Below are 22,338 nucleotides of genomic sequence, written 5' to 3' on the forward strand. Positions count from 1 at the left end.
GAACGTTCGCGGCGGCTTGATGCCGCGAACAGTCCTCAGCCGAGGTTCAGACATGTTCCGCTCATTCCGCTCTCCTGCCCTGCCGCTGATCTCGCCACCGCTTTTTGCCATCATCGCCTTCGGCCTGGCGCCGCTGGCGGTGGTTGTCACATGGAGCTTTTGGACCTGGGATGCCTCGACCTACTGGATCAAGCCGGATCTAAGCTTTGCCGGCTACGTCGCGATCCTCGATGCAGGGCGCTGGACCGTCATTCTTTCGACGCTCGCGAAAGCATTGGGCACGGCGCTGCTCTGTCTGCTGATCGCCTACCCTTCGGCCTATGCGGTGCATTTCCTCGCCGGCCGCAGACTCGCGGTCATCCTGCTCGCGCTGATGACGATCCCCTTTTTCACGTCCTATCTTATCCGTTCCTTCTCCTGGCGCCTGGTGCTCGGACGCACCGGTGTCGTCAATACCGGGCTCCAAGAGCTTGGGCTGACCACAGCGCCGATCGACTGGCTGCTGTTCAGCAACTTTGCCGTCGTCATCGGCCTCGTCGCCTCCTACCTGCCGTTTGCGACCTTTCCGCTGTTGCTCTCGATGCGCCGGCTCGACACGACCGTGCTGGCCGCCGCCCGTGACCTCGGGGCCGGTTTCTGGAAGACGCTGACGACGATCATGATACCGCTCACCATGCCAGGCATATTCGCCGGCTTTCTGTTCGTATTCGTCATGGTCGCCGGTTCCTCTACGGAAGTGCAGATGCTGGGTGGCGCCGGTGCCACCATTATCTCGGTGATGATCAACGACGTGATGCGCGTTGCGAACTTTCCGCTCGCATTTGCTATCTCCACCGTCATGCTCGCCGCGATCTTCGCGCTCGTCCTGATCGGCAACCGCCTGTTCGGCCTTGCCTCCCTGTTCGAGGATCGCACATGACGGCGCATTCGGAGGGCCGAGCGAACCGTTTCCTGATCTGGGCGCTGACGATTGCCGGGCTCGTCGTCATCTATGCGCCGCCGCTTTACTTGCTGGCAGTCTCGTTCAATCCCGCCTTGCAGCCCGGTCTGCCGAACCTCTCGGACATCACGCTGAAATGGTACGCCGCGCTGCCGCAGGACCGGGCACTTGTGGCCGCGCTGCAGCAATCAGCAATCATAGCCACCCTGACAGCAGTGCTCGCGACGCTGTTGTCTCTTGCCGCAGCGCTCGCCTACTTCGAGCTCCATCGAAACCGCACCGCCTGGTTTCTCACCGTCATCCTGCCGATGTTCGTCCCGGGCGTGATCCAGGGTCTGGCGCTGTCGACCGTCTTCACCCGCATCGGCATCAAGGCGTCCATGCTGACCGTGACGGCCGGCCACCTGCTCTGGGCAATGCCCTTCGCCTTCATCGTGATCCTGACGAGTTTTGCGGCGGTCAAGCCGTCTTACCTGATGGCGGCCGCCGACCTCGGCGCCAGCCGCTGGCGGCAGTTTCGCGACGTCACGTTGCCGTTGATCCGTCCTGGCCTGGTCAGTGCCTTCATCTTCTCGTTTCTGCTCTCGCTCAACGAGTTCACCCGATCTTTCTATCTTGCCGGCCGACAGAACACGCTGCCGGTCGTCCTGTTCGGCAAGATGAACGCCGGGGCCTCGCCAACGATCTATGCGATGTCGGGGGCGATATTCATGCTGTCAGTGGCGCTTGTTTTTCTGATCGCGCTCAAGCTTGCCGCGCGCGGCAAGCCGAATGGATAGCACGCGTTGGCATGCTCCTGCCCGGAACGAACGATTTTGATCGCTGCCGCTGACGACGGGCAGAACCTCTGTGCCACACGGATGGATGATCCTATCGCCCCGAAGCGTCGACTGGCTGGCAAAAGAAGGACGCGTAGCCGGCAAGCAGCCCGATCTTGGCCGCGATAAATGAAACGGGGGCAGGCCACCGCGAAGGATGCGCGGCTTCGTGCTCCAGCACGCTGCACTAATGGGTAGAGGAGCCCGAGGTCGACAACGGGCGGCAACGTCAACCAGGCAGCGCATCTTCTAGCAAATATTCGCGACGCTACGACCTACGGGGATCGCGACAACGGCGGTGGGGCGATTCCAGTAGCCGCAATAAAACTGCATAAAACCAAATACACCGCTGCAGCGGCATGCACTAGGTTTTCTCATCATCGTTGTGAGGAAAGCCTCGTGTCCACGCAAACCATACCGGCGAAGGAAATTCTCGTCTTCCTTCCTCCGGCCTCCGCTCAAGTCGTCGCCACCAAACTCGCGGAATGTGGCTATTCATGCACTGCTGTATCGACGATCCCGGACGTTTTCGACGCTCTGCGTTCGGACAGCTATTCGCTTGCGATTACGACGCGCTCGGAAATCGACCTTTTACGCAACATCCGCTCCATACCCGTTGTCAATCTGGAGATTTTCTTTCACGCCGAGCCATCCAGCGATGGCCCGCTGTTCACGTCAAAACGCTTCGATGGGAAGGCATTCATCCAACGGGTCGAGTGTTTGGTTCGACCGATATCCACAAGGGGTGAACATGCAGCCGTCGAGCCCCTCAACGGCGCGGCGCGGGCTGATAGACCCTCTCGGTGGTGGACCAGGGCCAAAAGTCTGCTGGGTCTGCCGCGCCGGAGCGCGGGAACGACAGATGTACGGACCCGGTAGCGCGCAACCTTCCAACCTGACGGTGTGCCGTTCGGTGCCCCTAACCCTGCTGCAATCGCGGATCGAACAGGACCTGCCGCAATGAATGTTAAGCAATTCCCTTCAAGGGAAAGGCTTCGCAAAAGCGAGCTTTCGCGCATTGCAGCTCCGAAACAGGAACTGTGCCTTTTGGTTGGATGTCTTACGATGTTCTGGTTGATAAGTGCCGCTTCCCTGATCGGTTACATCACCCTGACCCTATTTCTGTCGGTGGCGATCGGCCGTATTGTCCAGAATGTTGCGAGAGTGTTTGCGGAGAGGCTTCCAAGGCGCTCGCAGCTGAGGCGATATATCGTGATGGGCACGTCGGTCGTCTTGTTTTCCTTAATGACAGTCCGCGGATGTTACCTTGCTACTGTAATCGTAGATTTCGTATTTCGGTCCGACCCTTTCGAAATGCGAAGCAGCCTTCCAAATTGACATAGGATACCCGAGCCATATCGAATTGGTGTCCGGCATCCTTTCGTTGGCCTTCTGCGGGTCAGTGGCGCAATGTTTTGCAACATTTTCGAATATAGTTTTGCATGCGACCGCATAGAATAAGAGGAGTGCGTGGCTTATGAGGCCTAGCAATCCAACCCGCTTGCCGAATTATAGACTTGAAGAGATAGTTGATCGACATGGCAACGTCCCACCCGCCGCCAGCAAGAACTGCAGCGCTCGAATTGACAGTCCCTCCGCAAGCCCGAATTCTCATCGTGGAAGACGACAGCGATATTGCAGGCATGCTGGTCGATCTCGTTAAGGGCCATGGTTTTCAGGCCGTCTCGGTGGCGGGCGGAACGGAAATGGATCGAGTTCTTGCCAACCAGAGTTTTGATCTGGTCCTGCTTGACGGAATGCTGCCCGGGGAAGACGGCTTCAGTATTTGCAGACGACTGCGATCTTCCGGAAGAACGCCGATCCTGATGCTTACGGCATTACGGGAAGATATAGACCGCATCCTGGGGCTTGAGCTGGGCGCCGACGACTACGTCACGAAACCGTTCAATTCCCGCGAGTTGGTGGCCCGCATCAAGAATCTTCTTCGAAGGACCTCCGATCACAGGGAGTCAGCAGCAGAGCTCGGCCCGCTGACGTTTTCGGGATGGAAGATTGACCCGCGAAGCCGTCAACTGTTCGATGCGGAAGGCGCCCAAGTCTCCATGACGACGGCGGAGTTCGACCTACTCTGGGCTTTTTGCTGCCATCCGAACAAGGTTCTCACCCGTGAACAGCTTTTGGCGATGACGCATGCTGGATCGGCTGGGCCGATCGAGCGTAGCATCGATGCGCATATCAGTCGTGTCAGACAGAAGATCGAACCCAATCTCAAGGATCCGACCTTTATCAAAACAGTCCGGCTTGGAGGATATCTCTTCGCATCCAAGGTCGAGCGAATAGCATGAAGGCGCTCCGCACCGCCTCAATCCGCAAACAACTCCTCTTCCTAGCAATCCTGCTCGTTGTCCTGGTATCTTGGATCGCGGCCGTGTCTGAGCCCTTCATTTATGGAAGGCATGACAAGGGGATCGAGATCGGCCTGTTCTCGGGTCGCGTAGAAATGGTCCTTGAGCTATTTGGCCGTAGCCGGAACCCGCAGGAAGAGGATGCAGCACTTCGCTTCTCTGCGGCGCTCGGTATACCTGCACAACGGAGTTCGCCGTCACAAGCCTCAATGTTTTATCACACGGGAACAGCAACGAACGAAGTCGCCTTGCGGGTGAAAGAGCTGATCAATGATGGTATTTTGACGTCGTTGAGAAACGCATTTGGTCGCGGGGGCAGGAGATCCGCACTGGTCGTTAAGGTCGACGATCACCGTGCGCTGTCCTTTGAGCTGCCGCAATTTCCGAGCAGCGTCTGGCTGGTGCCGGCTGTGGCCAGTGGCCTTCTGAAGATCGTCATTCCCCTTATATTGCTTGCCTATGTCGGTGGATGGCTGATCACTGACCCTCTCGTCCGGTTTGCTGCCGCGGCGCAAAGGGTGAGCATGGATGACAATTCGGAGGAACCCTTTAAAGCCGAGGGAGCTCTAGAGATTAGGAGCCTTGCTGCGTCCCTCAATATCATGCAAGGCCGAATTCAGACGATGCTTCGCGATCGAACAAGAGTACTGCGCGCCATCAGTCACGACCTTCGGACTCCATTGACCAGGTTGCGAATGCGCATCGATCGATCGAATGAGCCTGAACTGAAGGAGCTCATGCTGGCCGATATCGGCGTGCTGTCCTCTCTGATTGACGCCAGCCTCGGCTTTCTGGACAACAGATTCGAGCCTCCGCGCAAAGTGGATCTGTCGAGCTTGCTTCAAACGATCGCGGACGATTTCGCAGATACAGGTGTCGACGTGCGTTACATTGGTCCACGGCGCCTGAAATATACCTGCATGCCCCAAGGATTAACGCGAGCGGTCACAAATCTCATCGATAACGCTTCCAGATACGCTCAACACGTTGAAATCAAGCTTCGTCATGAACAGGACGATGGCGTTACAATAACGGTATCCGACGATGGACCGGGTATTTCTGACGAATTGAAGAAGAAGGTTATCGAGCCGTTTTTCAAGGCGGACGAATCGCGGCAGACGGGTGGCAAAAGCGGCGGGTTCGGCCTCGGACTGACGATCGCCCGAGGCATTGTGACGACAGGCCATAAGGGGGAGCTCAGGTTGCTTGATCGAGAACCGAGCGGGCTTGTGGTGGAGATCCGGTTGCCATCTGTACTGCCGCCGGAATCCGCGGAAATTCCGAGCGGTATCTTCAAGGCTTAAACCCGGCCAATCGATCGCGAACATTTCCTAACATTACAGAAAACACAGTAACGCAACTATCAGGTATCGCTCCTTCCAGCCACACGCGCCACTCGGCGTTTCACCGGCTGGAGCCAGAACATTGAAGATCACGTTTAAAGCCGGCATTGCCCTCATTCTTGCCAGCTCCGCGCTCGCGAGCTGCACCACCACAGATCCGACAGCCTATACTGGGCTAGCTTCGGCGGCTCACCTCAAGCCGAATCCTGCCGATCGCACAGGCCGCGTTCCATATCGGTATAACAGTAATATCGACTGGAAGCATTATGACAAGGTCATCGTCGACCCGGTGACCATCTACCGGGGGCAGGACAACCAGTTTGTCAAAATCAGCGAGACGGACAAGGCTGCTCTTGCGAGCTATATGCAATCCCAATTCGCGGCGAAGCTTGGAGCGCGGTTTTCCGTCGTCGGCACGCCAACTCCGGGCACCTTGCGAGTGCACCTGACATTGACGGGGGCGAAGACGACAACTCCGGTTCTTGGACCCTTCTCACATCTTGATGTCGGAGGAGGTGTCTACAACGCAGTTCAGGCGGCGCGCGGCAAGGAAGGTTCCATGACCGGTTCAGTCGCCTATGCCGTAGAAATCTACGACGCGTCCAGCAACCAGTTGCTATCGGCCTATGTCGCCAAGCAATACCCGAACGCCATGAATGTCGGTGCCAGTTTCGGTGCGCTGAAGGCTTCCAAGGTCGCAATCGACAAGGGCGCCGACGCCCTTCTCGAGCAACTGCGTTAGCGTGAAAGCTCCATCGATCGCAGCGGCTGTCGTCACAACATTTCTCAACAACAAACGACACACCGCAATAGCGAAGAGAGGCATTGTCGTTTCTGTACCTGTCGGTTTACCCGGGAGATCTCAACAGGTTTCGAGAAACACAAAGAGATAGCTCCAGCGCCATACACAAGCAGGAGTGGCGCGCCCGGATCGCCTTAACGATCTTCAGTCGAAGGAGAAAGTCAATGAAACGCGTTAGTATCCTGATTGTGGCGGCGACCCTCGACGTGGCTGCCGTTGCGCCCGCCTTCTCACAGATCGTAATCTATGGGGACCAATATTCCGATCCCTATTCCGGGGACAGAAATGCGGAGGCAAGCTTCCTTCACGCCTGGAACCGCAATCATGATGCCGAGAACCGTTGGTATGGCCGGCGGGCCAACTTTGGGCCCGATGACGTGATAAGTTTGCTCGAAGATCGTGGTTACAGGGTCAGAAATATCGAAGATGTCGGCGAGCGCTATCTCGTCCAGGCCTCGCGCGGCGGTGACGATCTGCTGGTTAGCGTTTCGCGTTCTGGTGACATCATGGGTGTGGTCCACGACCGACGTTGAAGAGCTTGATAATGGCTACCTTCAACAGCCTCCTGCGCCGCTTAAATCCGGGCGATCTGGACCGGCTTTTTCAACACGACAGGCTTCCTTGGATCGAACCTGCGCGTCTGTCTCCGCGAAAGGATAGGACATGACAAACTCCCATGGCGGCGATTTACTGCCGCCGCCTTATGCCTCGAACGACGGTGTCATTCGTGCCGAAAGGGTGTGGCGGCATCGATACGACCTTGATCTGACCGCCTCCAGGCTGCGTTCAAATCGTGCACGGTTGTCGACAGGCGCGATCGCCGGACTAGCTGCGGCCTGTGTCGTTCTTTATGGCCTTCAGGGTTCATTGCAGGATTTACCTCCCAAAGGCAAACCTCCTGAAGAGCCCGCAATTGGCAAGTTATTTCAAGTAGATAGATCCGCAATTCAGAGAAATGTTGATGCCTCTTCCGCTTTCAGCAACGTAGTTGAATCGGACATCCCGCCTCCAACTGCCGTTGTTGTTCCAATAAGGCGTCCAGTGCGTCAGCCGCTGGTCGCCAGGAAAGCCGAGGGCGCAAATGCGGCTCTGACCATAGTGCCGGCAGACGTTGTTCGGTTTGATCGATGCAATCCAGAATGTGAGACGCGGGACCCGCTGGTTATTGGTTCTCAGCCGACCGAATTCGCCCCGAAAGATGTCACGCTGAACATACGCACTGACGAGCACGGGTCGAATCTATCCGCACTACGAGGCGCTGGATATGTGCTCGATCGCACGGCTGCCCTTCCGTTCGCAGCCCTCAAAATGGGGCGAGATGCGATCGGGAAGATAGCCGGGCTGGAATAAGTGGGGCGAAGCGACTCATCGATCCTTCATCGCCGTGCGCAGGCGACTACTGTTTTCCGCCGAGTGCCTTCACAAACAATTGCGCGAACGCCTTCGCATCAACGCCCGTGACGATCGAGGAGTTCGGTGATCGTCCTGCAACATGTCGCTCGCTTACAGCGGCGATCACTTGTCCAGCGGTTGCGCCACCGTCGGTGCAAATGGAGACATGTGCCCGCACAGTTTCGAACATTTCGGGCTTCAACATCCAGGCAATCGCCGCGGGATCGTGCAGGCACGGATCTTTCGAGCCGTAGTTGATCAGCAGATGCGCCGCTTCCTGTGCGACGGCCGTACCGATCTGCTGCACCTGATGGATCATATCGGCTGTGACGACGGCCTGGCGCGTGACGTCGAGGCCGAGCATGGTGAGCGGGATACCGCTGTCGAAAACGATCGCTGCGGCATGAGGATCCACGGCAAAGTTGAACTCCGCAAGCGGCGTCGTGTTGCCGGGGCAGAATGCAGCACCACCCATGATGGTGATGGCGCTGAGGAATTCCGGCAGTTCAGGATCGAGAAGCAGCGCTAGCGCCAGATTGGTCAGCGGGCCGGTCGCGCAGATATGCAGCTTTCCTTCCGCTCGTGCGATCCGCGAAATTTCATTGGCCGCATGACCGGGCGCAAGCGGCATCGTCGGCGCGGGCAACGTGCTGCCGGCAAGGCCGTCTGAACCATGCATAATGGAAACGCGACCCCGCGAAGCCATGATCGGTCGTGCAGCGCCGGAATAGACCGGAATATCCTGGCGTCCAGCCAGTTCGAGAATGCGCCTCGCGTTGTTCAGCACCGGCTCAAGCCCCACATTGCCGGCGACACAGGTTACAGCGATCATGTCCAGCGCATCCGGCCGACCAAGCGCAAGCAGCATGGCGAGCGCATCATCAGCGCCAGGATCGCAATCATAGAGAAAACGCAAGGCGGTCATCGCTTAGCTCCCTGGATCAATCCTTGTCGGCCAGGAAGCGGGCAGCTTCCGCCGACCAGCCGAAACGGACCGTCGAGCCGACGGCCACATCGCCGGCCTGGGCTGGTGCGCGGGCAATGATTTCTTGTGCATCGGCATCGATGATGACACGCAGTTCCGAACCGCCGTAGACCGTTTCGCGCACACGCCCCTCACAGAAACCTTCGCCAAGCGTGATCATTTCGGGGCGGACGACGAGCGCGCCCTTGGCCCCTTCGGCCGGAGCGGCACCGGCGATCGGCAACGCGCCAATAGCCGTTTCAAGCGCACCGGCCTTGACCGTGCCGTGAATAATCGAGGACACGCCGATAAAATCCGCCACGAACAAGTTCTCGGGCTCGTCGTACATCTGCCGGGGCGTGCCGAGTTGAGCGATCTTGCCGTTGTTCATCAGACATATGCGATCGGAAAGCGCGAGCGCTTCCTGCTGGTCGTGAGTGACGAAGATGATCGTGGCACCCGTCTCGCGGTGAATGCGCTTGATCTCGATCTGCATCACTTCGCGCAGTTTGGCATCGAGCGCGCCGAGCGGTTCATCCATCAGAATAATGGCCGGATCATAGACGAGGCAGCGGGCGAGCGCCACGCGTTGCTGCTGGCCGCCGGACAGCTGCGAGGGGGAGCGTTCGGCCGCATGGGCAAGCCCGACGGTTTCCAGCGCCTTGGCCACCTTGGTACTGATTTCGGCCTTCGGCAGGTTGCGCATCTTCAATGCAAAGCCGACGTTTTCCGCCACCGTCATATGCGGGAAGAGCGCGTAGTTCTGGAACACGACGCCAATGTCGCGCTTATTGACCGGTGCGTGGGTCTGGTCCTTGCCGTCGATTACGACGGTGCCAAACGTTGGTTCCTGCAGGCCGCAGATGAGCTGCAGGAGCGTGGTCTTGCCGGAACCAGAAGGTCCGAGAAGCGTCAGAAGTTCACCCTTTCGAACTTCGAGATCGACGTGATCGAGTGCTGTGGTCTGGCCGTAGAGCTTGGCAAGCCCCTGAACCTGAAGCTTGATTTCCGGCGTGTTGGCAGAAGCGGCTGACATGTCGAAAGTGGTTCCTTTGGTCGTGATTGGAGAGGCAGGTGCACGCATGTCAGCGCGGCCTTGCCTTTTCGGCGATGACGAAAAGCACTGTCACCACCGCCACGATGAAGACCGAGGCCGCAGCCAGGGTCGGGGAAATGCTGAGAATGATATCGTCCCACATCTGCTTGGGCAGCGTCTGCTTCACGCCCGCACCGACGAACAGCGCGATGGTGAGTTCCTCGAAAGAATGCAGCAAGCCGAACAGGAATGCCGCCACGGCACCGCCCTTTACCAGCGGCAGAAGCACGAGACGGATCTGCTGCCAGCGGCTGGCGCCAAGCGTTGCTGCCGCCTGCAGCAAACGCCAGTCGACGCTGCGGAAGGTGGTGAGCAGGATCACGAACACGACCGGTATTGCGGACAGCGTGTGGCCGAGGATGATGCCGGTATCGGTGGCGATCAGACCGACCTTCGCGAGCACGTAGAATAGCGACACGCCGATCACAATGTTTGGCACGACCATGGGCAGCATGAAGGAGAGGAAGATCAGGCCACCCGCCTTGCGCCGCGTGCGCGCCAGGCCATAGGCGGCCATGCCCGAAATGATCGTAGCGAGAACACCGGTGACGATAGCGATGACGGCGGAACGCGTGGTCGCCCCCATCCACTGGTCGGAACCGATATAGGCCTGGAACCAGCGCAGCGAAAAGCTCTTGGGCGGGAATTCAAGGAAGGTCGAGCCGGAAAAGGCCATCGGCGGGAAGGCGAGAACCGGTACGATCATCACGGCAATCACGATCCAGACGAAGACGATGAAGAAACTGCGACTGAGGCGCGCCGGCAGCAGGCGAGCGACGAAATCGCTGCCGGCAGCGCCGATCTCGATGATCAAGCCGCCGATCGCTCCGATGATACCGCCGCGTCTTGCGACCGCACCATTGCCCGATACGGCCGACATTCCGAAGAAGCGGTCATAGACCGCGATGGTGATAAGCGTCACCGCCAGAAGCAGCGCTGCAAGCGCACCGGCAAGCCGCATGTTGAAGAGTTTCTGCACCTGCGTGATCATCATCTGGCCGATGACGGTCTCGCTCGGCGATCCGAGCAGAGCCGGCGTGATGAAGAAGCCGAGACCCATGACGAAGATCAGCAGGCCGGCGGCAGCGACGCCAGGCATCGAAAGCGGCATGAAGATGCGCCAAAAGGACTGGCTGCGGCTTGCGCCCATCGTCATTGCAGCGGGCATCAGGCGCCCGTCGATGGCCAGCATGGTCGGCAACATGGTGAGGATGGCGATCGGCAGCATGGCATGCGCCATGCCGAAGACGACGGCACCGCGACCATAAAGCAGGTTGAGCTCGGTATCGAAACCCATGCCGGTCAGCATCTGCGCCACAATGCCTTTGCGGGCCAAAAGCACGATCCAGGCAAAGTTCTTGAGAAGCGGGCTCACCCAGAAGGGCAGCAGGACAAGCCACATGGCCATGCGCCGGCGCCGCTCCGGCATGCCGGCCAGCCAGACGGCGATCGGATAACCGACCAGAAGACACACGATGGTGACTTGCGCCGAGATGGCGAATGTGTTGGCAAGGACCTTCACATAGACCCCCGCCGAGAACATCTGCTCGTAGACGGTCAGATCGAAAGCGCCGGTCTTCGGGTTAACGAAGGACTGCCAGATCAGCGCGCCGGCCGGCAGGATCAGCAACAGCGCCATATAAACAAGCCCCGGCGCGGAAAGCCACAGGCTGTCGAGCCTCAGGCGCTGCCGAGAGAATGTGTTGTTGGCGGAGAGTTCAGCCATGATGGTCCCGTTCGTTGAAATGGCCCGTCCGCATTTTACGGAACCGGGCCACCCATTGTCAGATACGGAGCCCCGCCGAAAGGCGGGACTTGAAGATCGGGTGGTCTTTCAAGCTGAAATCAGCTCAGGATCCACTGCTCGAAACGCTGTGTCAGCTCGTCCTGATGTTCTGCCCAGTAGGCGGCATTGAGAACTGTCAGGCCCTTGATATTGTCTGGCGCCGTCGGCAGCAGAGCCGCCTTTTCTGCGCTCAGATGCTCGTAGGCCTTCATGTTGGTCGGGCCGCAGGCAAGGATGTCCGTATAGGCAGCCTGACGCTTGGGATCCAGGCACCACTCGATGAACTTGCGGGCGAGATCGGCCTTCTCGGTATTGCCGGCGATGGTCCAGCCGTCGATGTTGAACAGGCCGCCGTTCCAGACGATGCCCGCCGGTGCGCCGGCATTGATGGCGGCCTGCGCGCGGGTCGACCAGGTCGACATCAGGTCCAGTTCGCCGTCCTTCAAAAGCTGGGTCGCGTGGGCGCCGGACGTCCACCAGATGTTGATGTGGGACTTGATCTTGTCAAGGCTCTTGAAGGCGCGCTCGACGTCGAGCGGATAGAGCTTGTCGAGCGGCACGCCATCGGCGAGCAGCGCCATTTCGAGCGTCGTGACCGGGCTGCGCCACAGGCCGCGGCGGCCCTGGAAGGCTTCGGTGTTCCAGAAATCGGCCCAGCTTGTCGGAACCGTCTTTACCGTATCCTTGCGGTAGCCCATGGCCAGCGCGAAGATCGCGACACCGGCAAAATCCGGCTCGAACGTGTGAGGCGTGAAATCGTCCTTGTTGGGCACTTCGATGTTGAGCGGCAGCATGTAATTGTCGCCGAGTTGGCGGATGCGCAGCACGTGCTCCGGCGTCATCAGGGCGACGTCGAACAGCTTCGTGTCCGTATCGATCGCCATCTTGTACTGCGGGATCGGGTCGGGCTCGTTGGTATTGGTCTGGATGATGACACCTGTCTCGGCAGCAAAGGTGTCGTAGAAGGCGACCTTGAAGCCTTCGTAGAAGGCGCCGCCCATGTCGCGCACGACCAGAGTTTCGCCGGCAAATGCGCGGTTGCCTTTCAGAAGCGCCGGAGCAGCAAGCGCCACGGCAGCAAGCCCGGTGGTCGTCTTTATGAAACCACGGCGTGATACGTTGTTATTCATTTTTACCCTCCGGTATTTTTGTTTGACCTTCGTCAACTCTACTTTTCCCGTCGCCGCGGCTTCGGTAAATTACATTTTTCCGTGCATCTGCTTTGGGACATACGAAGCAAGCAGGCGACGGCTTGCGCAAAAGCGAATAACGGCGGCAGCGAGCACCGCATCGCAGACGGCAAGCTGCGTTTCCTCGATGAATTCGTCCGGGCGATGTCCCTGGTCCATACTGCCAGGCCCGCAGATCACCACCGGCACGTCCAACGCCTGCGCAAACAGCCCAGCCTCCGTTCCGAAACTGACACGGCATTCCTTGCTGCCTTTCGGCAGGGACGAGGCAAAGGCCTGAACCACAGGATGGCTTCCATCAATCGAGTGGCCGGGATAATTGCCGGTGATCTCAATATCGATCGATGCTTCCTTAAATCGCTCCCTATGCGGGGCAACGCTGGCGGCGCCGGCCTTGCGGACCTGCTCGGCTAGAGCAAGAGGATCGTCCGCCGCCATCATCCGGCATTCCATCAACAGTTCAGCGTGATCCGGCACGAGATTGACCGCAGTTCCGCCCGTCAATTTGCCGACATGCACCGTTGCATAGGGCACGGAATAACCCGGCTCACGCGGGCCGCGGGCCTCGATCTCGTCCTGCAAGCGCCGCAGGCTCGCTATGAAGTCCGTGGCGATATGTAACGCATTGAGAGCTAGCGGCGCTTCAGCCGAATGGCGTGGAACGCCGGTGGCCTTCACATGGAAAGCCATCTTGCCCTTGTGACCAAGGCCGAGCTGCATCGATGTCGGCTCACCGACGACGATCAGATCCGGCAGGATGTCGCGAGCAGCGATTTCCTCAAGCATCGGCCTGACGCCGACACAGCCGATTTCCTCGTCATAGGAGATGGCCAGCCACAGCGGAGCCGCCAGACTTTTGATTTCGATCGTCTCGGCCAGCGCCAATGCCGAAGCGACAAACCCCTTCATGTCGGTCGTGCCGCGCCCGTAAAGTCTGCCATTCTTCCGGGTCAGGTTAAAAGGAGGCACCGTCCAGTCCTGTCCGGCGACCGGCACCACGTCGACATGCCCGGAGAGCATCAGCCCGCCGGGTGCGTCCGGGCCCAGACGCGCCAGAAGCGCCGCCTTTTGGCCGGTAGCATCGTAGAAGCGCTCGCAGACGGCGCCGGCACTCGCCAACGCGGTCTCGATCTCCTCGATCAGCGGCAGGTTGGTGTCCGAACTGACGGTGGGATGGGCAACCAGTCGCTCCAGCCAATCCTGCGTCGAGGTCACAGTTTTGCCTCCGCCTCGTCCATTGCGGCGTTGATCTCTGCAATCAACCCGGCAACCTCGGCTTCCGGAATGGACAGACGAAGACGGCGCTCGAGCGAGGTGAAAATACCGAAGAACGAGTTCGAGCAATGCGTGAGCATGCGCATCGCATCCTCCTTCGAAATATTGCAGCGGTTCGTCAGATAGGTGCAGATGTGCTCACAGGCGATGGCGTTCGGCAGCACATAGGCCGGCTGCGTATCATAGGCGATCCGGCGGAACGGCAGGACCGAAGGCTTGATCGTCAGATGGGCGGAGAGTTTTGGATCGCGCGAAGAGGCACCGACGACAAGGCGCGCATCGACGCCTTCCAGCACCCAGCGCCCAAGCGCCGGATCCCAGATCGCCAGATCAAGACCCTTGATGGCAAGTTCGATCCGCTTGCTTTCGCCGGGCGCCAGCACCGGCTTGGCAAAACCCTTGAGTTCCTGCGGCGAACGCTTCAGCCGCTTGCCGGGTGCCTGCAGATAAAGCTGCGCGACTTCAGCACCTGCCCGGTCACCCGTATTGGTCACGGTGAAGGTGACGGTAATCTCGTCGCGAAGCCCGATCTGCGCCGATGACACCGTGAGGTCGGAATAGGCGAACGTCGTGTAGCTCAGGCCGTGGCCGAAAGCGAACAGGGGTTCGATTTCCCGCAGATCGTAGGCGCGGTAGCCGACATGGATGCCTTCGCTGTAGATATGCCGGCCGTTTTCACCCGGGTAATGCAGGAAGCCGGGTACATCGGCGAGACGCTTCGGGAAGGTAACGGACAGCTTGCCGGACGGATTGACCTTGCCGGTCAGCACGTCGGCGACGGCACCGCCCATCGCCTGGCCAGAATAGAAGGTGACAAGCACTGCCTTGACATCATCGACCCACGGCATTTCTACCGCATCCGGGCAGGCGATCACCACCGCCACCTTATCCGACACCGCTGCAAGAGCGGCGATCATCGCGTCCTGACCGGGGCCGAGCGCCAGCGTGGTTCTGTCCGAACCCTCGCCATCATAGGCACCTTCCGTCGACGTATAGACCAGAACCAGATCCGCCTTGGCCGCGAGCGCCAGCGTTTCCGCATCTGCCTCCTCGCGGAACGTCAGAACATGGCCTGTTCCAATAGCCCGTTCCAGCTGTTCCAGCGGCTGATCGACCATCGTCGGGATGGTGGTGGCGCAGCCGGAGCCTTGAATGACCGGGGTGCCCGCATCACGACCGACCACGAGGATATTTCTCATACCCGGCCGAATCGGCAGGAGACCTTCATTGCGCACAAGCACCATGGAAGCCGCGGCCATCGCGCGCGCTTCGGCATGATGTTCCTCCGCGGTATAGACCGGCAGCGGCGCCTTTGCACCTTCGTTGCAGCGCTTGATCATGTCCAGCATACGCCGGCATGACAGGTTCGCGACCTCCGCCGGAACAGCGCCGCTGTCTAGCGCTGCGAGAAGATCGACCTTGCGACGCGGGCTTTCCGGCATGTCGAGATCGCCACCGGCCATCAGCGACACAGGACGTTCCTTGATGCCATGCCAGTCCGAAACGACGGCGCCGTCAAAACCCCAGTCCTTGCGCAGGACCTGATCGAGAAGCCACGGATCCTGCGAGGTTTGGACGCCGTTCAGGCGATTGTAGGAGGACATGATCGTCCAGGGCTTGGACTGCTTGATGGCGATCTCGAAACCCTTGAGATAGATTTCCCGCAGCGCGCGTTCTTCGACGATACTGTCCATTGTCGTACGCTCGACTTCGGAATTATTGCAGGCGAAATGCTTGAGCGACGTGCCGACGCCCTGGGACTGAATGCCCTCGATGACGGCAGCCGACAACTTGCCGGTGACCAGCGGATCTTCCGAATAATATTCATAGGACCGGCCGGCAAGCGGCGTGCGGCGCAGGTTGATGCCGGGGCCCAGAAGCAGATTCACGCCCATGGCACGGCATTCCTGGCCGAGCAGCACGCCCAGCCGCTGCATCAGGCCTTCGTCCCAGCTGTTGCCCATGGCCGAGCCGTTAGGGAAGCAGGTCGCCGGCTTCATTTCGCCCCATGCGATGGCGACGTCGCTGGCGCGCTGGTTGACCACCGACAGGAAGGCATCGAGATCCATGCCGCCACGCTCGTCGCTGTCGATCTGCGGAATCGAGTAGCGCACACCATACGTTCCGTCGGTCATGACGATCGGCTTGATGCCGTAAGCGGGAACCGCCGCGGTCTTCCACATTCCGAAACCGGAAAGGAGATCGACCTTTTCCTGATTGGTCATCCTTTCGACGATCGATGCGATTGTCTGGCTTGCGGACTGGCTCTTCTCTTGCATGCTGGACTCCGTGATGCGGCACGCCGCGCTGGTCAGGCGGCGTTTGGCGCGCACACTGTCAGCCGACGATCAAAAAGAAAAATAGGATATTCGGAACTGGTGCTTTGAAAAAAGCGAGCCTAGCTCTGGCTGGTGCGACGCAGATTGAGGATCGGAGCTTCCATGCCGGGCACGTAATTGTCGGAAATGAGGTTGCTGCAATGCTCTTCGAAGGTCCGTACAAGCCGGGTGGACACCTGTTGCCCGACACGGATCAGGCCGATGCGCATCGGCTTGTGTTCACCGGACAAACGAAGACTGACGAGCCGCCGACCATCCAGCGCCGCCTTGTTTTTGGGCCGGACGTTGGCGAGCGTGTAGCCATAGCGGTTGCCGACCATCGTGCGAATGACTTCCTGATGCTGGATCTGTGCGACGATATTCGGGTTGGCGCCGGCTGCCGCAAAAAGCCCTAGGAAATAATCTCGAGAGAGCGGCAGATCGAGAAGAATGAATTCATGCTCCTCGAGTTCGGCCAGCGAAATCGCGGAGCGTTCCGCCAGCGGATCGGTTTCGGCCACCTGAACGTAAGGCGGCAACTCCGCAAGCGGCGTAAACTCAAATCCCTCCGGAATCAGCAGGTCATAGGAGAGCGCGATATCCAGCTCGGCCCGCTCCAGCCGCGTCAGGAGCGTTCGATGATCGGCGACTGTGGGCCTTACGGTGACACCGTTATAAGCGGCTTTAAAACTCTGGCTGACCTCTGGCAGCAACATCGGCGCAAAGGTCAAGAGACAGCCGAGTGACAAAGTTCCGCGGACCTGATCCGTCGCCTCAGAAGCCGCCGTGTAGAGATTTTGCACCTGCTCGATGACCGTCTTGGCTTGCAGCAACAGCTTCTGGCCGGCAGGCGTCAGCGACAATCCCTGGGCATGGCGCCTCAAGAAAAGCTGGGTGTTGAGCTCGATTTCAAGCTGGGAGATTGCAGTCGAGATAGAAGGTTGCGAAACGCGGATACGGTCCGATGCCAAAGTGATCGAACCGGCCTCGGCCGTCGCGATGAAATATTCGAGTTGACGCAGTGTGAAGCGCATTTGAGGCCCTGATGCCAAGTGTCATGCCCAAAGGGCTGACGCGTATGCCCATGCCAATGCGAAGGCTACGGAGGTCAGCTTAATATTTGCCATTTGCTAAAATGTAAATGTTCTCCCGCGCTCTGCTTTCGGCAATCCTAACCAGTGCTGCAGCAAATCGTAATTTTCCGAATGCCAACCGTTCGCTAGAGCGGAACGATAGCTGACTCCGATCGGCGGGTCGTGGCGAAACAGAAGAGGGCGAGTGCATGTCAGTCGAGAAGATCCATACGCTGGTTGTCGGAGCCGGCCAGGCAGGTGTGGCGATGAGCGAGCATCTCAGTCGCCACGGCATCGACTACATCGTCCTTGAACGCGGACGCATCGCCGAACGCTGGCGTTCGATGCGCTGGGATTCGCTCGTTGCCAACGGGCCCGCCTGGCACGATCGCTTTCCCGGCATGAACTTTCCTGGCGACCCGGATTGCTTCGTGCCCAAGGATGCCGTCGCCGATTATTTCGAAGCTTATGCCGACATGCACAAGGCGCCGATCCACTGCGGCGTCGACGTGACCAAAGTCGAACGGCTTGAAGACCGCCCCGGCTTTCGCGTCGAAACATCGGATGGCGTGATCGAGGCCCTCAATGTCGTCGCGGCCACCGGACCGTTCCAAAGCCCGAGCATCCCGCCAATAGTACCTGCGGACGCCGGTACTATGCAGATGCATTCGAGCGATTATCGCAATCCCTCCCAACTTGCGGAGGGCGCCGTGCTGGTGGTCGGCGCCGGCTCGTCCGGCGTCCAGATCGCCGAGGAACTGATGCTTTCGGGACGCAAGGTCTACCTTTCCGTCGGCCCGCACGACCGCCCTCCCCGGGCCTACCGCGGCCGCGACTTCGTCTGGTGGCTCGGCATTCTTGGAAAATGGGATGCACAAGCGCAGGCTCCCGGCTCCGAGCATGTGACCATTGCCGTTAGTGGTGCGGGCGGCGGCAAGACGATCGATTTCCGCCGCCTGGCGGCGCAAGGCATGGTGCTTACCGGCATGACCGGCGCTTACAGTGACGGATCGCTGTTCTTTGCCGACGATCTCGCCCGCAATCTCGATCGCGGCGACCAGAACTATCTGGCGCTGCTCGACGAGGCCGATGCCTTCGTGACGCGCAACGGCCTCGATCTGCCGGAAGAACCGGATGCACGTATGCTTGGGCCGCAGGTCGACTGCGTGACGAACCCGCTGAAGGAACTGAACTTGCAGGATGCAGGTGTCACGACGATCATCTGGGCAACGGGCTTCGTCTCCGATTACAGCTGGCTGAAGGTGAACGCTTTCGACGATGCCGGTCGCCCCAAGCATCAGCGTGGCGTTTCCGCGGAAAAGGGAATCTATTTCCTTGGCCTTCCGTGGCTGTCCGGGCGAGGGTCCAGCTTCATCTGGGGCGTCTGGCACGACGCGAAACACGTGGCCGACCACATCCTGATCCAGGACAATTATCTCGCCTATGCGCCGAAGAACTGATCAAGGCCGCCGGTGCGCCGGCATTTAGCAAGAATAATCCTATGGAGAAGAGAATGGCACATACGCGCATTCGCACGTTTAATACCAAAGAAACCTACCCGGAGCAGAACCTTGACAACGACCTCTGCCAGGCCGTTGTTGCCCGCGGCACGATGATCTTCCTGCGCGGCCAGTGCCCGCAGGATCTCGACACCGCCAAGAACATCGAAAGCCATGACCCGGTCGAGCAGACCCACAAAGTCATGCAGAACATCCGCCAGCTGGTACAGGAATCCGGCGGCCAGATGGAACATGTTACCAAGCTGGTTGTCTATCTGACCGACGTGCGCCACCGTCAGGCGGTGTACCGGACCATGGGCGAATACATCAAGGGCGTTCACCCGGTCTGCACCGGCCTCGTCGTGGTGGCGCTCGCAAGACCGGAATGGCTCGTCGAGATCGACGCAACCGCCGTCATCCCGGACTAATATCTGACCGATGACATTGGTGCCGGCCAGCGAGGTTGGCCGGCACAAATCCATGCCGAAAACAATATCCCACTGTCCTGATACAGGAGTTCCCATGACCTTCTCCATCGCCGCTCGCTGTGAACAGACCGGCCAGTTCGGAGTGGCGATTTCGTCATCTTCTCCTGCTGTGGCCGCGCGGTGCGCATGGGCTCGTGCCGGCATCGGCGCGGTTGCGACACAGAATGTCACCAATCCAGCACTTGGCCCAAAAATGATCGAGGAACTTGCAAACGGCGCGAGCGCGACAGATGCCGTCGCTGCGGCGCGACAGAGCGATGATTTTCCGGACTATCGCCAGTTGCTGGCAGTGGATGCGGAAGGCAGGACGGCCATTCATTCCGGCACCAACGCTCTTGGGATCTGGACCTCAGCCACCGGTCATCAGTGTATTGCGGCCGGCAACTTACTGGCAAACGACGGCGTGCCGAAGGCGATGGTCGACACGTTCGAGGCAGCGACAGGTGCTTTGGGAGACCGGCTGATCGCGGCGCTCAAGGCGGCCGTTGATGCGGGCGGCGAAGCCGGCCCGGTCCATTCGGCAGGCCTGCTTATCGTCGACAAGGAATCCTGGCCTTATGCCGAACTGCGGATCGACTGGCTTGATGAGGGCTGCCCAATATCAGCTGTAGCCCACGCATGGGAGATCTATAAACCACAAGCTGCAGATTACGTGACACGAGCACTCAACCCGATGGCTGCTCCGTCATACGGCGTGCCTGGCGATGAGTGACCGATGGTCTTTTCGGATGCTGTCCAGACCAAAGACACTGTTCTTGTGACGGATTAGATCCGACATGCGTGCGGCTTCTGCCTGGGTTCAGCCTTGCGCCTTTACGCGTGCCTCAGAAGCGATCGAACGCGTCACGATGCCATCGCATAATGCCGATTTTCTGAGATGTGAGCGCTGCTTGTCCGGAACCGGTACAGCAATTCCGCGAGGTTCTCAGTTTCCTGCGTCAGATTCTGAGCTGCAGCCGTGGTCTGTTCGACCATCGCGGCGTTTTGCTGAGTTACCTTGTCCATCTGGTCGCCGGCGGCCGAGACCTCGCGCAGGCTTGTGGCCTGCTCGCGGGCGGCCACCGCGATCTCGGCGACCGTTGCATTCATCGCTGTCACCTGCTCGACGATCTGTTCGAGCGAGACGCCGGATTCGCCGACCAGTTCGACGCCCGTCTTGACCTGCATCGAGGAGGTGGAGATCAGTTCCTTGATCTCTCTTGCCGCATTGGCCGAGCGCTGGGCGAGTTCGCGCACTTCCTGGGCGACGACGGCAAAGCCCTTGCCGGCCTCACCGGCGCGTGCGGCTTCGACGCCGGCATTCAGCGCCAGCAGGTTGGTCTGGAAGGCGATCTCGTCGATGACGCCGATGATGTTGCCGATCTTCGACGAGGAGTTCTGGATTTCCGTCATTGCGGCGATGGCGCGGGAGACGATCTCACCACCCTTTTCGGCGTTGGTGCGGGCCGTCGCCACGACAGCCTGGGCGCGGCTGGCGCCTTCCGCCGTTCCGTTGAGGCCGCGGGTGACATCACCGAGCGCCGCGACCGTTTCTTCCAGCGAAGCGGCCTGCTGCTCGGTACGGCGGGCGAGATCGTTGGAGGCGGTAGAGATTTCCGCAAGGCCGGACCGGATGGTCGTGACCGCGCGAATAACGGAACCGATCGCTTCTTCCAAGCTTGCGACCGAGTTGTTGAAGTGATCGCGGATCCTGACGTAGCGGTGGTCGACTTCGCCGACGCGGACCGAGAGATCGCCCTTCGAGAGCGCATCCAGGCCGACCGAAATCTGGCGGAAAGCATGCTCCATCACCTGTGCGTCGCTGAGGCGCTCGGCTTCCTGGCGCAGCCGCTCTTCTTCGGCAGCGAGGCGGGCGCGCTCGGCATTGGATTCGGCGATCAGCTTGGCGCGACCGGTCTCCTGGAAGACCTTCAGCGAACGCGCCATGGCGCCGAGCTCGTGACGATGCTCGATGCCCTTGATCACGATGGCGTCGTCGCCGCGGGCAAGCCGCTCCATGGACTGCGCCATGCCGCGAACGGCGGAGGCAATCAATCGGCCGACGAAATAGGAGAGCAGGAGGCCGATGACGATCAACAGGCCACTGATGACCAGCGTCGTGCCGGTCGCGGAGGCGACCGTTGCTTCGACCGAACCGTCCAGGTTCTTCTGCGCGCCGGTCACGGTCTCCTGCAGATCCTTGAACGCGCCCGATATCTTCGGCGCGAGCACGTTGAGCTGCGTCTGACGGATATTGCCGGATGCCTGCAGTACTTCCTTCAAATCGCTGAGGCGGGCCGTGTAATTCTGCATGAGCTGGCCGGCGCCCATGAGGCGCTTCTTCTGCAGCTCGTTCTTCACCGCCTTGGCGGCGGCATCGTTGAGCGCCACCGCCTCGGCGAGCGCTGCCTGCGCCGTATCATAGGCGGCGAAATCGTCCGAATGCACGAAACGTTCGGAAAAATAGAGGCTGCGGTTCAAGGCCTCCAGCGTCTCTGCCGTCATGTGCTGCAGGGCCACGTCATTCTGGCGCCAGGCGCTGCGCATGACGTCGTTGAGCGCGATGCTGGTCCAGGGGCCGAATTCGGTGACCTTGGAAATCAGCATGTCACGTCGGGCCTGAAGGGCAACGATCTGTTCGAACGCCTTGCCATAGGCGGCAATGTCCTGACGGATTGTCGCAAGACCGGACTGCAGGTCCTTGTTATCTGCAAAACGCGGATCGCCCGCCTCGAAGGCTTTGACGCCGGCGCGGAAGCTGTCGACGACGGCCTGCGTCGGCGTGGAGCGGAAGGCTTCCGCCGACATCTGGATCTCGTGCAGTCTGTCGCTGTAGTCGGAGATGGCAAGGCTCTGGCCTGCCGTAGCGCGATAAGAGGTGAAGATCGCAGCAAGCCCGTTCATGCCGGAGATCGCGCTGACGGTAAGAAGGCTCATCAACAGGATCAGCGGTACGAAGCCCGAGGTGATCTGCGCGCGGATGCCGAATTTATTCCAGAAATGCAACAT

Annotated in this window: 19 protein-coding genes; 11 read left to right on the forward strand and 8 right to left on the reverse strand. The window is 59.7% G+C overall.

Annotated features, from left to right (window positions below; translation table 11 throughout):
• Positions 1-52: 52 nt before the first annotated feature.
• From PMI11_RS01825 to PMI11_RS37195, 8 genes are all read left to right on the forward strand, one after another.
• Positions 53-919: an ABC transporter permease gene (locus tag PMI11_RS01825; RefSeq protein ID WP_007812680.1), complete on the forward strand. Its 867-nt coding sequence runs from the start codon at positions 53-55 to the stop codon at positions 917-919.
• A complete protein-coding gene (locus PMI11_RS01830) occupies positions 916-1,719 on the forward strand; it encodes an ABC transporter permease (RefSeq protein WP_007812682.1) in 804 nt (267 codons plus the stop codon). Before PMI11_RS01825 ends, PMI11_RS01830 begins: the two co-directional genes overlap by 4 nt.
• 438 nt (positions 1,720-2,157) lie before the next feature.
• Entirely contained in the window at positions 2,158-2,637 is a 480-nt protein-coding gene (locus PMI11_RS01835) for a hypothetical protein (RefSeq protein ID WP_007812684.1), read from the forward strand.
• 659 nt (positions 2,638-3,296) lie between these two features.
• Complete coding sequence (locus tag PMI11_RS01845; RefSeq protein WP_007812686.1) at positions 3,297-4,064, forward strand: response regulator; 768 nt, start codon at positions 3,297-3,299, stop codon at positions 4,062-4,064.
• On the forward strand, positions 4,061-5,428 hold the full coding sequence (locus PMI11_RS01850) for an ATP-binding protein (protein ID WP_007812688.1): 1,368 nt from the start codon (positions 4,061-4,063) through the stop codon (positions 5,426-5,428). The genes PMI11_RS01845 and PMI11_RS01850 overlap by 4 nt, the downstream gene beginning before the upstream one ends.
• Positions 5,429-5,549: 121 nt before the next feature.
• Positions 5,550-6,209: a DUF3313 domain-containing protein gene (locus PMI11_RS01855; protein ID WP_007812689.1), complete on the forward strand. Its 660-nt coding sequence runs from the start codon at positions 5,550-5,552 to the stop codon at positions 6,207-6,209.
• Between the two features lie 224 nt (positions 6,210-6,433).
• On the forward strand, positions 6,434-6,802 hold the full coding sequence (locus PMI11_RS01860) for a hypothetical protein (protein ID WP_007812691.1): 369 nt from the start codon (positions 6,434-6,436) through the stop codon (positions 6,800-6,802).
• A gap of 130 nt (positions 6,803-6,932) precedes the next feature.
• On the forward strand, positions 6,933-7,619 hold the full coding sequence (locus tag PMI11_RS37195; protein WP_007812693.1) for a hypothetical protein: 687 nt from the start codon (positions 6,933-6,935) through the stop codon (positions 7,617-7,619).
• 46 nt (positions 7,620-7,665) lie between these two features.
• Here the strand turns inward: PMI11_RS37195 and PMI11_RS01865 are convergent, their stop codons facing one another.
• The 7 genes from PMI11_RS01865 to PMI11_RS01895 all read right to left on the reverse strand — a co-directional run bounded on the left by PMI11_RS01865 (position 7,666) and on the right by PMI11_RS01895 (position 17,324).
• Positions 7,666-8,586: a nucleoside hydrolase gene (locus tag PMI11_RS01865; RefSeq protein WP_007812695.1), complete on the reverse strand. Its 921-nt coding sequence runs from the start codon at positions 8,584-8,586 to the stop codon at positions 7,666-7,668.
• A 16-nt stretch (positions 8,587-8,602) separates the two neighbouring features.
• Complete coding sequence (locus PMI11_RS01870; RefSeq protein ID WP_037070553.1) at positions 8,603-9,661, reverse strand: ABC transporter ATP-binding protein; 1,059 nt, start codon at positions 9,659-9,661, stop codon at positions 8,603-8,605.
• Positions 9,662-9,710: 49 nt separating this feature from the next.
• On the reverse strand, positions 9,711-11,447 hold the full coding sequence (locus tag PMI11_RS01875) for an ABC transporter permease subunit (protein WP_007812699.1): 1,737 nt from the start codon (positions 11,445-11,447) through the stop codon (positions 9,711-9,713).
• A 119-nt stretch (positions 11,448-11,566) separates the two neighbouring features.
• Complete coding sequence (locus PMI11_RS01880) at positions 11,567-12,637, reverse strand: polyamine ABC transporter substrate-binding protein (RefSeq protein ID WP_007812701.1); 1,071 nt, start codon at positions 12,635-12,637, stop codon at positions 11,567-11,569.
• A 69-nt stretch (positions 12,638-12,706) separates the two neighbouring features.
• The gene (argE, locus tag PMI11_RS01885) at positions 12,707-13,912 is read right to left on the reverse strand and encodes an acetylornithine deacetylase (protein ID WP_007812703.1); all 1,206 of its coding nucleotides are present in this window, start codon (positions 13,910-13,912) and stop codon (positions 12,707-12,709) included.
• Positions 13,909-16,251 (reverse strand): glycoside hydrolase family 3 C-terminal domain-containing protein, encoded by a 2,343-nt coding sequence (locus tag PMI11_RS01890; RefSeq protein WP_007812705.1) that lies wholly within the window; start codon positions 16,249-16,251, stop codon positions 13,909-13,911. The genes argE and PMI11_RS01890 overlap by 4 nt, the downstream gene beginning before the upstream one ends.
• Before the next feature lie 119 nt (positions 16,252-16,370).
• The gene (locus PMI11_RS01895; RefSeq protein WP_007812707.1) at positions 16,371-17,324 is read right to left on the reverse strand and encodes a LysR family transcriptional regulator; all 954 of its coding nucleotides are present in this window, start codon (positions 17,322-17,324) and stop codon (positions 16,371-16,373) included.
• Positions 17,325-17,572: 248 nt separating this feature from the next.
• Between PMI11_RS01895 and PMI11_RS01900 the strand changes: the two genes are divergently transcribed.
• The 3 genes from PMI11_RS01900 to PMI11_RS01910 all read left to right on the forward strand — a co-directional run bounded on the left by PMI11_RS01900 (position 17,573) and on the right by PMI11_RS01910 (position 20,062).
• Complete coding sequence (locus tag PMI11_RS01900; protein WP_007812709.1) at positions 17,573-18,823, forward strand: flavin-containing monooxygenase; 1,251 nt, start codon at positions 17,573-17,575, stop codon at positions 18,821-18,823.
• Positions 18,824-18,876: 53 nt separating this feature from the next.
• On the forward strand, positions 18,877-19,290 hold the full coding sequence (locus tag PMI11_RS01905; protein ID WP_007812711.1) for a RidA family protein: 414 nt from the start codon (positions 18,877-18,879) through the stop codon (positions 19,288-19,290).
• A 94-nt stretch (positions 19,291-19,384) separates the two neighbouring features.
• A complete protein-coding gene (locus PMI11_RS01910) occupies positions 19,385-20,062 on the forward strand; it encodes a DUF1028 domain-containing protein (protein ID WP_007812713.1) in 678 nt (225 codons plus the stop codon).
• 131 nt (positions 20,063-20,193) lie between these two features.
• On the opposite strand, the gene PMI11_RS01915 is transcribed toward PMI11_RS01910, so the two are convergent.
• Positions 20,194-22,338: a methyl-accepting chemotaxis protein gene (locus tag PMI11_RS01915; protein WP_007812715.1), complete on the reverse strand. Its 2,145-nt coding sequence runs from the start codon at positions 22,336-22,338 to the stop codon at positions 20,194-20,196.

Origin of the sequence: Rhizobium sp. CF142, assembly GCF_000281145.1 — a bacterium.
GTDB lineage: Bacteria > Pseudomonadota > Alphaproteobacteria > Rhizobiales > Rhizobiaceae > Rhizobium.